Here is a 12,012-nt window from a genome sequence, read left to right as displayed (position 1 = left end):
GTGACTTGTGGAGACGATAACAACCGTCTCTTTTTGATGCTAATCTAACTGAGACACAAGCGAGACGCTTGCGCTAGCGGGGGACGATAACAACTGCCTATTTTTTATGCTAAGCTAGCGGAGACACAAGCGAGAATCTTGCGCTAGCGAGGGACGATAACAACCATCTCTTTTTATGCTAAGCTAGCGGAGACACAAGCGAGACGCTTGCGCTAGCAGGGGATGTTTATTTAAGGTGGGTGATTATTATTTCGGGGTTTATGCCTGTGTAGTCGGCGAATTCGTAGATTGTGAGTAAGTGGTGTTTCTTTTTACGAAAGTACTTCCTGATTTCTTTGTTTAGTTCTAAGGCGTAACGATATGACTTTCCTGTTAGTTGTTGTATATCTTTTGGATAGATAACAACTCTGGAAGGGAGCGACCGTTTTTGAGGAAACGAATCTTCTCTATTTTCTTCATCGCTTTGCATCGTGATGGGGAATGGTTGGATTGTTGATTTGTCAATTGGTTGATTGGTGAATTTGTTAATTGGTGGATTTGTTAATTGGTGGATTGGTGCTTCGACTGCCCTTCGACAGGCTCAGGACAAGCTGCTCAGGACGGGCTGCTCAGCATGACAAATTTATTGATCGTTTTGATTTTTACCTCAACATAAAGGAGGTAGGTTTGGCTATTGATTAAGTTTTGGGACTGGGTGTTTTTAGTTTATGATCTTTTTGTGATAGTAGTATGATAATCCGTTATGTACAAAGTAAGTATGACAGTGGCTTACCCCCCGCCCTCAAGGGAGCTGAATACGTTGTTGAATTATGTTTTTTGACTTGGAATTAACATTCTATGCTTTTTTGTGATAGTAGTATGATACTAGGGGTTTAGTAGGGTTATACTAGCTTAAACGTAGCATTCGAGTAGCATTCGAGTAGCATTCGAGTTGTAGTAACCATACATAAACTTAGCATGAAAGGTGCTTGCTTACACGTCTAAACATACATACAAATTTTCCAAGACTACTTAACGACGGTTGAACTAAGTATTGATACTGTCAAATTTTTCTTGTTTTTAACTCAATTGAGGGCTTTATACTGGATAATATTTTTAAGTTCATCCAAAGGGATAAAGTTAATTTTTGAATATTTACGACGAATAATTTTAAATCTGCTGATATGTCTGTAGTAAAAAGCATCGCCTAAAAACCAAATAAGAATACTATCCATAGCTTGGTGGAGTTCTGCTTTTGAATGTTGCTTGTTCATTTCTAAATATATCAACAGATGCAGTTTATTTGAGGTTATATAAATTTTTTTAACGGCAAAGTAAATCTGATAAACGATAGTGTTGGAATCAATGAAGTTATTTTCTGCACAGAGGCTGATTACGGAATGATTATAGGGCTTAATACCTATTTCGTATTGCCAAGGCTCTATATTTGGCGCCGCAGCAATTACTCTGGCCGCTATTGCTTTTAATTTATAATTAGCTCTAGGAAGGAATATCAATTTTATTGCTTCATCACCATTATTTAAGAAATGAATAATAATACTCATTTCGGGGTGGATTTTGACTGCTTTTGAAAACAGCCTATGAAAGAGATTTTCCCGTAATTCTAGATTACGAACGCTATTTGCATTTATTATATCCATTTGAATGGAGAGAAAGCAATTCCAGAATTTGATTATGTGTGTTTTCATTTTTTTTGATAATTGGTTAATATTGAGATTCGTGCTTCAGCTTCGCTAGCAATGAGGGTTGGAAATTGGCAGTAAGGCACTTTGATTGGGTATTAGGGAGATCTATTTTGAAATTTATGATTTTGACCTGTGTTTAAATTCATTTTGATTTTTGGAAATAGATAGCTTCCTTTATTATTGAACCTCATCTTGCTGCTTTCCAATAGCTCTAGTTCGTTTAGAAAGTAATTCATACTAAGTGAGTTGACAGATTAATACATCAAAGTAATGGGGATTAATTTTTAAATAGCTACGACTTCCCCATAATAAAACTATGGTTGAACCATAGATTCAAACTATAATATTCAGGTAATATTAGGTCTCAATGACTATAGACGTGATATATTATTCCATTATAGATAACCAACAAAAAACCATTACTAATCTGCATTCTAGTCTGATTGAGTTTAAACAATTTGAGTGTATTGGGATATTTAGTTGTTTTTCAGATTATTTAAAGGTTAGGCATAAATATGCGACTAGATTGATTTTCATCAATATAGATTCTATTGCTGAAAACTATATTCAAAGTATGGCTAGGTTGAATAAGAGTGTAGGAATTCCGCCAAGTTATATAGGCATTACATCATGCTCAAAAAAGGGTTTTATGGCTTTTAAAAATGGGTTTTTAGATGTTATTTTCGAACCCGAACATCTTGAAAACTGTCGTGAGGTTTTAATACGTTACTTAGAAAATAGGATAAAACCTAGTATTCTTTGCGTACAATATTATTACGACTTCCAGTTTGTACGCATAGAGAATCTTGTGTTTATGAGCGCTGATAATTATACTACTGAGTTGTATTTAAAGGATGGCACCGTAATTAATAGCTTTAAAACTTTAAAATTTTGCCACGCTCAGCTTCCTTCTAATTTTCAAAGAATCCATAAAAGTCACGTCATCAACACCTTATACGTTCGGAGGATTAATTATGGTAAAATGAAAATACATCTTCGTTGCGTAGAGCAAATACTACCATTTTCACGGACTTATGTATCAAATGTTGATAAGGTAAAATTGATGCTTGCTAGACCTGAGAATTCTTATTTTTTATGACGATGAGTGTTCTTTGATTCTGATTGGGATATGGAGTTATGGTGTTTGGTATTACCTAATTTACCCCAACCCTAGAGGGGCTACCCCAGCCGTAACACGAATTACCCCAACCCTAAAGGGAGTTTTTGGATTGTTCTAGGGGTTGAGTAATGTATTATGCAGGAATTACCCCAGCCCTAACGGGAAATACCCCAGCCGTAACACGAATTACTCCAACCCTAAAGGGAGCTTTTAGATTGCTCTAATGATTAAGTAAAAGTCTTGAACAGGAATTGCTCTAGCCCTAACGGGAAATACCCAAGCCGTAACACGAATTACCCCAGCCCTAAAGGGAGCGATGAAACGATTTAGAAGTAAATAGGTGAATTTGATTACTTAGTGTTTGACCTAATTATCAGTTTGTTTCTTCGTTTGCCCCAGCCCTAAAGGGAGCTTTTGGATTGTTCTAATGATTAAGTAAAAGGCTTGAACAGGAATTACCCTAGCTCTAACCAAGAAATACCCCAGCCTTAAAGGGTGCGATGAAACGATTTGGAAGTAAATAAGTGGAATTGAATTTAATTACTTAATGTTTGACCTAATTATCAGTTTATTTCTTGGTTTGCCCCAGCCCTAAAGGGAGCTTTTGGATTGTTCTAATGATTAAGTAAAAGGCTTGAACAGGAATTACCCTAGCTCTAACCAAGAAATACCCCAGCCTTAAAGGGTGCGATGAAACGATTTGGAAGTAAATAAGTGGAATTGAATTTAATTACTTAATGTTTGACCTAATTATCAGTTTATTTCTTGGTTTGCCCCAGCCCTAAAGGGAGCTTTTGGATTGTTCTAATGATTAAATAAAAGTCTTGAACAGGAAATACCCTAGCCCTAACGGGAAATACCCCAGCCCTAAAGGGAGCTTTTGGATTGTTCTGGGGGTTGAGTAATGTATTATGTAGGAATTACCCCAGCCCAAACAGGAAATACCCCAGCCCGAAAGGGAGCGATGAAACGATTTAGAAGTAAATAGGTGAATTTGATTACTTAGTGTTTGACCTAATTATCAGTTTGTTTCTTGGTTTGCCCCAGCCCTAAAGGGAGTTTTTGGATTGTTCTAATGATTAAGTAAAAGTCTTGAACAGGAAATACCTCAACCCAAACGGGAAATACCCCAGCCCTAAAGGGAGCTATGAAACGATTTGGAAGTAAATAAGTGGAATTGAATTTAATTACTTAATGTTTGACCTAATTATCAGTTTGTTTCTTCGTTTGCCCCAGCCCTAAAGGGTGCTTTTGGATTGTTCTAATGATTATGTAAAAGTCTAGAATAGGGAATACCCTAGCCGTAACAGGAATTACCCCAGCCCTAAAGGGAGTTTTTGGATTGTTCTAATGATTAAGTCAAAGGCTTGAACAGGAATTACCCTAGCTCTAACAGGAAATACCCCAGCCGTAAAGGGGGCTTTTGGATTGTTCTAATGATTAAATAACAGTCTTGAACAAGGAAATACTCTAGCTCTAACCAAGAATTACCCCCAGCCCTAAAGGGAGCGATGAAACGATTTAGAAGTAAATAGGTGAATTTGATTACTTAGTGTTTGACCTAATTATCAGTTTATTTCTTGGTTTGCCCCAGCCCTAAAGGGAGCTTTTGGATTGTTCTGGGGTTGAGTAAAAGTCTTGAACAGGAAATACCCCAGCCTTAAAGGGGGCTGGATTGGGCTTTTGAAAATTACAAAGAACAGCGGAAGGATTTATTGCATGTATCTCATTTTTCTGATTGGAAATTGGTTATGGAATTTGTGTTTTTATCACAAATCCATCACTTTACTGTTGCTGATATACACTTCACTTGCACAATCCTATTAATAACTGAATGAGACTTATAATTTCCAAAATTAATTTATACTTCCTATATCTTAGTCGTGAGGAAGTTGCTCTCCTTGAGACCTTTTGGTCTGTTTCATTGTGCACAATGATCTAAATGAATTTTTAATTTAAAAATATCACACAATGAAAAACACAAGATTATTTAGTTGGCTAATGGTATTATTGATATTAGCCATAGGGTGCACTCCTGCCTCACTACCAAAAGAAACTGACGACCAAGGTGCGCCCCAATACTTTGGCACGGGAGGAGAACACAGCGTACGACCAGATGATGAAAAAGATGGTTGATATGGAATCCTTCCAGAGAAAAGGCCTTTTTGGATAAAAAAGGCTTTTTTTGCTTAAATTTAACTTCTGGAGTTTTTGGGTTTCAGGTTTAGGGATGTGTAAGATATGATTTTAAAACACTATTGGCCGACAAAAGACTTACGACCGCTGCGCTAAAAAACTTAAGACCTAAGGCTTTATTTGTAATAGCCTGAAAAAAAGAGACATAATCAGATGTTTTATAAACATCTATTTTTTTAGTGAAATATTTGACAACAAGGTGTCGCGTTATAAAAATGCTCTAAAAGCCTACTACTGTTGAACTAATCTGATTTTGAAATATTTTAATCGGACAGCAATGATTTTATTTCAATACTGTCCTAAGTAAATTTTGTTATCCATTTGAAAAAACTTAGCCTTTTTTCTTTTTTGCATCACCCAAAACCCTTCGACTCCCCTTCGACAGGCTCAGAACAAGCTGCTCAGGGCAGGTTTAAGCAAAAAGTCTAGGCTGACGAAACTTTATCAAAACCTGCCTGACAGACCATTCATGCGGGTTTTACGATAAATTTTCGATAGGTTGATTTGACATTTAATTTTTAAACCTTAAAATATTAAGCGCCCTGAAATATTAATAAGTATGAGGTGTTTTGCAGAGATTAGCAAAAAGGTTTTGGACGCTATTGATTATAAAAATGAAAATAACTGTTGTAACATATTGTTTGAGACTGCTGTTTTTATTGTGCGCAGGGAATATGATGGGACAAAGTTTAGAAAAACTAAAAAGCAATCAACCCTCTTTTGAACATTTGTATGCGATGGCAACTCATGATTCTACATCTACCATCAAGAAACAAAAGCTTTTGCGTCGTGCATTTGAACAAAACAAAGCTACCCAAAACGATAGTATACGATTTTGGAACTTTAGCAAATTAGCGGTACTATCTACTTCTCTTTCCGATACTCTTCTATTTAAAACTATAGGGATTGAAAGCTTAAAGCTTGCACAGCTAGAGGGCAACTATATTTTTTTAGGAGATGTTTATTGGAATTATGGCTCCTTTTACAGAATAAATAAAAGGTATGATAGTGCTTATTACTATTATCATCAGGCTCATAAAAGTTTCGCCGAAGCTCCGCATCCGTATTATGAAGCTAAAATGTTATATAACTTGGCTTATATAAATGCCCATATAAAAGACTTTACTAAGGCTGAACGACAGCTTTTTCAGGCTATCAAAATTTTTAGAGCTGAAGGTCGATTTAAACAATTATACTTATCGTTTAATCTTTTGGGTGCTATATCGGATGATTTAGGAGAATACTCACAAGCTTTAGGCTATTATTCTGAAGCATTGAAAACCCTTAAAAAATTTACAGATAAGGATTATTTTCACCAGGAATTATATAATAACATTGGGGTGGTTTATCAAAAGTTAGGTAATCATAAAAAAGCATTGGCTTGCTTTAAAAAAGGCCTTGTGCTTTCGAATATTTTCAAAGAAAATCCTCTTTTATATGCTAAACTGGTTGACAATAATGCATATAGTGCTTACCTGAGTTTTACTGGGAATGATGTTGAAGATGATTTTGTTACTGCGCTCAAAATTCGTGATAGTCTTGGAGACGATGCAGGTTCGGTAATTAGCAGAATTCATCTCGCTCATTTTTTCTCAGAAACAGGAGATACCCTAATGGGAATAGCATATGCGAAAGAAGCTTTTGATATTGCTGTTGAAAGTAAGTTGAACCGTGATGTATTAAAGACTCTGGAGCTTTTAGCAGATTTGGATCAAGATAACTCAAACCAATATTTGCGGCAACATATATCCTTGGATAAAAAATTGTATAAGCGGGAACGTAAAGTGCGGGATAAATTTATGCGGATTCGTTTTGAAACGGACAATTATATTACGGAAAATGAACGGTTATTCCGAGAAAGAATTTGGATTGTTTGCGTAGCCACCGCCATAGGTTTGGTGTTGTTACTACTATATTTAAACAGTCGACAACGCGCAAAAAACAAAGCCCTTCGTTTTGAGCGAGAACAGCAACAACACAATGAAGATTTATTTTTACTGACTTTGGAAAACAAAAATACTCTGGAAAAGGGAAGGAATTTGGAGCGTCTCCGCATCTCGGAAGAATTGCATGACGGAATTTTGGCTAGGTTATTTTCCGTACGTTTTAAGTGGCCTTTTATTAATCTTTCTGGAACTTCGGAAAATTTAATACAACATAAAAAATCGATTGACCAACTCACTGCTATAGAAACAGAGATACGTAATATTTCCCACGATCTTAGGAATGAGCTAATTTGGAATGAAATGACGTTTATAGATGAAGTTGAGAATACCATCAAGGAAAAAAGTGAGTTGGGGGGCTTGAAGTACAGCTTTACTTGTGAAAACATAGGTGACTGGGAAGCTCTGGGCTATTTGAAGAAAATAAACTGCTCTCGCATACTTGATGAAATTCTTCAAAATATAATCAAACATGCATCAGCCACTAAAGTCGATATTCTTTTAAAAGCGGAAGGGAGTAGTATGATAATTAGGGTTGAAGATAATGGAAAAGGATTTAGAACCTACGTCTCAAAAAGAGGGATTGGACTAAAAAATCTTAAAGCACGTGCTAAAAAAATTAATGGTAACATAAGCATTACATCACAATTAGGTTATGGAACATTGGTTGTATTACAATTTTATAAAAAATCATAAACAATGGAAACTAATAATATAAACGTTTTAATGGTTGATGACCACAAAATGACTTTAGTGGGTTATTCTAGTGCTTTAGAAGGAATAAATAGGACATCCAATATATATCAATTTACTGTTACGCATTCCACTACTATCGATGCTGCTTTAAGGGAGTTGAACGAGTGGTTTAATTATAGGCTATTGCATTTGGTTTTTCTCGATATTCAATTACCAAAGGATTCGAATAACCAGTACCAATCGGGTGAGGATTTGGGGATAGTCATTAGAAAAAAGTTTCCACAAACAAAAATCATTATAATTACCACTTTCGACAACAATTTACTGATTCAAAATTTATTGGAAAGTATAAACCCAGAAGGTTTAATAATAAAGAGCGATTTAGTACCTGAAAATTTTATGGACGCAGTTTTGGACGTATTAGAAGACCCTCCCTATTATAGTAAAACCGTTATCAAGTTTCTTCGAAAACAACATGGGTTTAATTATCATTTGGACAGACTGGATAGACTTATTATCTATTATATTTCGGCTGGAAAGCAGACTAAGGACTTGCCAAATTATGTACCTCTTTCTCTTCCTGGAATTGAAAGAAGGAAAAAACGCTTAAAGGAAATTTTTGAGGTTGAAGACGGTAATGATATTCATCTTATTACTCGAGCTCGGGAGGAGGGGTTTCTTTGATGCTCTCAGGATGTTACCCCCCGCCCTAAAGGGAGCTTTGTTCGTTATGTTGCTGGAAGTGATGGCTTTTACCCTCCGCCCTAAAGGGGACTGGATTCGGCTGTTGATTGAAATGAAGGACACTACCCTCCGCCCTAAAGGGGACTGGATTCGGCTGTTGATTGAAATGAAGGCCAGTACCCCCCGCCCTAAAGGGAGCTGGATTCGGCTGTTGATTTGAATATGATGAGTTTTTATTCTCCCCTTTAGGGGTTGGGGGTTGCTCCAAAGGTTACCCTCCGCCCTAAAGGGGACTGGATTCGGCTGTTGATTGAAATGAAGGCCAGTACCCCCCGCCCTAAAGGGAGCTGGATTCGGCTGTTGATTTGAATATGATGAGTTTTTATTCTCCCCTTTAGGGGTTGGGGGTTGCTCCAAAGGTTACCCTCCGCCCTAAAGGGGACTGGATTCGTTAAGTTGCTGGAATTGACGGCTTTTACTCTCCGCCCTAAAGGGAACTGGATTCGGCTGTTGATTTGAATATGATGAGTTTTTATTCTCTCTTTAGGGGTTGGGGTCTTCTCAGGATGGTACCCTCCGCCCTAAAGGGGACTGGATTCGTTAAGTTGATTATCGTATTGTGACCAGCTCAAACCTTAAGAATTAGAGGCTAAACGGAAAAGAATTATACACATACGAAATGATTATTACTATTATAAATCTTCCTTGCAAGAAGCTTTTTAATTTCTCATAATGAAAAATGACAAAAATCCATATCACAACCAAGGAATGCATAAGGGAGCACCTCCAAGTTCCTTTATTAAAGCTAAGATTCTTCGCCAAAACATGACAGAGGCTGAAAAGAGACTATGGCAGTTTTTAAAGAATAAGCAACTACAAGACTATAAGTTTAGACGACAACATCCTATCCATATTTATATCGTAGATTTTTATTGTCATGAATTAAGATTGATAATTGAAATCGATGGAGAATATCACAATAGAGCAGATCAAATTAGTAAGGATATTGAAAGGAGTGAGCTTTTAAAGTTACAAGGTCTTCATATAATTCGCTTTAGTAATAAGGAAGTAATCAACTCAATTGGAAAAGTATTGACTGATTTAGAAAAATATATCTCAGGAATTTCCCCGAAACCTAAAGAAAGCTAGTTTATTATGCTGATTGATGTGATTCACGCTCTGGCTTGCCTCCACCCCTAAAGGTTGCTTGGTTCGGTTGTTTATTGAAATGAAGGCCAGTACCCCCCGCCCTAAAGGGAGCTGGATGCGGCTGTTGATTTGAGTATGATGAGTTTTTATTCTCCCCTTTAGGGGTTGGGGGTTGCTCCAAAGGTTACCCCCCCGCCCTAAAGGGAGCTAGATTCGGCTTTTGATTTGAGTGTAATGAGTTTTTATTCTCCCCTTTAGGGGTTGGGGGTTGCTCCAAAGGTTACCCTCCGCCCTAAAGGGGACTTTGTTCGTTTTGTTGATTGAGTATGATGAGTTTCTTTTCTCCCCTTTAGGGGTTGGGGGTCTTATCAGGATGTTACCCCCCCGCCCTAAAGGGAGCTGGATGCGGCTGTTGATTTGAGTATGATGAGTTTCTATTCTCCCCTTTAGGGGTTGGGGGTTGCTCCAAAGGTTACCCTCCGCCCTAAAGGGGAGTGGATGCGGCTGTTGATTATAAAAATAGTTTTGATGCGCTCTAAATATATGGTTTTGACCATACTGATTCTAAGTGTGAGCCATAGGGTTGTGCCTTTATCTAAGTTTAATTTTATAATAAATTTAATACAGGCAAAGATGAATTCGAGAAAAATTTTATACGGCTTAGGAATCGAGGGGTTGATAAAGAGTATAGCCTATGTTTTTGCATTATTATTTATTTACGCGGCTACGAGTAAGCTCTTAGATTTTGAAACTTTTACTGTGCAACTGGCGCAGTCTCCCCTACTCAGTGCTTATGCGGGGATTGTTGCTTGGTTGGTTCCGGGAATTGAAATATTGATTGCTGGAATTTTGGTGTTTCCACGATTTAGAAATCTTGCACTCTACGCTGCCTTTACCCTTATGGTCATGTTTACGGCCTATATCTATATCATTTTAAATTTCTCTGATTTTATTCCCTGCTCTTGTGGTGGGGTTTTGGAGAAATTGAGTTGGACGGAGCACCTCATCTTTAATGTTGTTTTTATTGTTTTGGGTGCTGTGGCAATCTTAGTCTCCACGAATGGCTACTGGAAAAAGAAATTGATTTTACTTGCTAGCCTTTGCGTTTTGGGAATTGGTATTGTGACTTTGCTGTTTGTGTTTTCGGAGAAGAAGATGCAGCGGAATAATGCATTTCAGCGTAGGTATATGCCGCATCCCATCGAGATAGTACACAGTTTGGATCTGGAATATAGCTCGTATTATTTCGCAGGGATTGGAAATGGAAACGTCTATTTAGGAAATACTACCGCTCCCCTACTCATGACTGTGATTGATAGTAGTTTTACAGTTGCAACAGCAACAATGATACAGTTGGATCAAATGGATTTGCCTTATCGTGCTGTGCAAATACGTGTAGTGCCTCCTACTTTTTATGTAGTTGATGGTACTGTACCGATTATTCTTCAAGGTACAACGGCTAATTGGCTAGCAAAAACCAAGATGGAAGGAGACTATTATTTCAACCACATTTATGCTATTGACTCCTCAACGATTGCCGTAAAATCTCACAGCAGCGAAACGATGGAGAACATTATTGGGATTATTGAAATAGGAAGTCATATAAAAGGAAATTTTAGTGATAAACTTTTGGAAAAGCAGATTGACGGGATATTTGATACGGATGGGAAATTAATTTATAACGATTCATTAAGGCGAATAATTCACACTTACACCTTTCGAAACGAATACCTGATTATAGATGAAGACTTAGGGTTGGATTTTCGTGGAAAGACAATCGATACTGTTAGCACTGCGCAGGTTCATATAGAGGAAGACATTTCTCGCAATCAAAAAAAGCTGGGGAGTAATACTGTATTGATAAATAATAGTACTGCAACGGCTGGTAAGTATTTATTTATCAATTCTCCACGACTTGGCAAGCTAGAGCCAGATGATATGCTTGACGAAGCGTCTATTATCGATGTTTATGACCTAACGGACCAAAGCTACAGTTTTAGCTTCTATTTATATAGTTATAAAAGAAGTAAGGTGCGTGAGTTTAGAATATCAAATGGTATTCTGTACGCTCTTCAAGGCAATTATTTGGTAGCGTACAGTATGAACACTAAATTTTTTAAGTAAACATTATTTCTGTGCAGAGACAGGGGTGAGACTGAAAACCTGTAGAAAAGAGTAGGTCAAAATAGTAATTTAAATATCGAGAATATGAAAACTATTAAATTCAAGTTTTTATTACCTGTGGTGGCGTTTATGATAGCCATAGCGGCAGCATTTGCCACACAGACTGACGGACAAGAGGATTTTGCTCTTGAGCAAGGATATATTTACGTGGATGGGGTTTGCCAGCCCCACGGTAAATGTTCAGGTATTGTTGACCTTCCTTGTACACATAATGGATTGCAGGTTTTTGGTCGTAGTGGACCAACTAGCTGTTTAAAAACATTATAGACACTATCCCGCTAAGTGTGTAAGTTTAAAATAACAGGGGTTAGACTTTTTAAAGTCTGACCCTTTTTTCATAGATCGTTAGGAACTG

At 37.1% G+C, this 12,012-nt stretch carries 9 protein-coding genes; 7 read left to right on the top strand and 2 right to left on the bottom strand.

The window, feature by feature from the left end:
* Positions 1-226: 226 nt before the first annotated feature.
* Complete coding sequence (locus tag BLW28_RS00045; protein ID WP_073220388.1) at positions 227-469, bottom strand: hypothetical protein; 243 nt, start codon at positions 467-469, stop codon at positions 227-229.
* A gap of 595 nt (positions 470-1,064) precedes the next feature.
* Complete coding sequence (locus BLW28_RS00040) at positions 1,065-1,688, bottom strand: hypothetical protein (protein WP_143036803.1); 624 nt, start codon at positions 1,686-1,688, stop codon at positions 1,065-1,067.
* A 364-nt stretch (positions 1,689-2,052) separates the two neighbouring features.
* Here BLW28_RS00040 and BLW28_RS00035 point away from each other — a divergent pair, with 364 nt between their 5' ends.
* From BLW28_RS00035 to BLW28_RS00005, 7 genes are all read left to right on the top strand, one after another.
* Complete coding sequence (locus tag BLW28_RS00035; protein WP_073220392.1) at positions 2,053-2,784, top strand: LytR/AlgR family response regulator transcription factor; 732 nt, start codon at positions 2,053-2,055, stop codon at positions 2,782-2,784.
* A 1,992-nt stretch (positions 2,785-4,776) separates the two neighbouring features.
* Positions 4,777-4,941, top strand: coding sequence for a hypothetical protein (locus tag BLW28_RS15670; RefSeq protein ID WP_159431776.1), 165 nt, complete (start codon positions 4,777-4,779; stop codon positions 4,939-4,941).
* 674 nt (positions 4,942-5,615) lie between these two features.
* Entirely contained in the window at positions 5,616-7,640 is a 2,025-nt protein-coding gene (locus tag BLW28_RS00030) for a tetratricopeptide repeat-containing sensor histidine kinase (protein WP_083540776.1), read from the top strand.
* Between the two features lie 3 nt (positions 7,641-7,643).
* A complete protein-coding gene (locus BLW28_RS00025) occupies positions 7,644-8,324 on the top strand; it encodes a response regulator (RefSeq protein WP_073220396.1) in 681 nt (226 codons plus the stop codon).
* 732 nt (positions 8,325-9,056) lie between these two features.
* Positions 9,057-9,473, top strand: a complete 417-nt coding sequence (locus BLW28_RS00015) for an endonuclease domain-containing protein (RefSeq protein WP_234946496.1) — start codon at positions 9,057-9,059, stop codon at positions 9,471-9,473.
* A gap of 633 nt (positions 9,474-10,106) precedes the next feature.
* Positions 10,107-11,597 (top strand): MauE/DoxX family redox-associated membrane protein, encoded by a 1,491-nt coding sequence (locus BLW28_RS00010; protein ID WP_083540779.1) that lies wholly within the window; start codon positions 10,107-10,109, stop codon positions 11,595-11,597.
* Between the two features lie 84 nt (positions 11,598-11,681).
* Positions 11,682-11,924, top strand: coding sequence for a DUF6520 family protein (locus BLW28_RS00005; RefSeq protein ID WP_073220400.1), 243 nt, complete (start codon positions 11,682-11,684; stop codon positions 11,922-11,924).
* Positions 11,925-12,012: the final 88 nt, after the last annotated feature.

Source organism: Aequorivita viscosa (genome assembly GCF_900106795.1).
Classification (GTDB): domain Bacteria; phylum Bacteroidota; class Bacteroidia; order Flavobacteriales; family Flavobacteriaceae; genus Aequorivita; species Aequorivita viscosa.
This window is presented reverse-complemented; position numbering and strand designations above follow the sequence as displayed.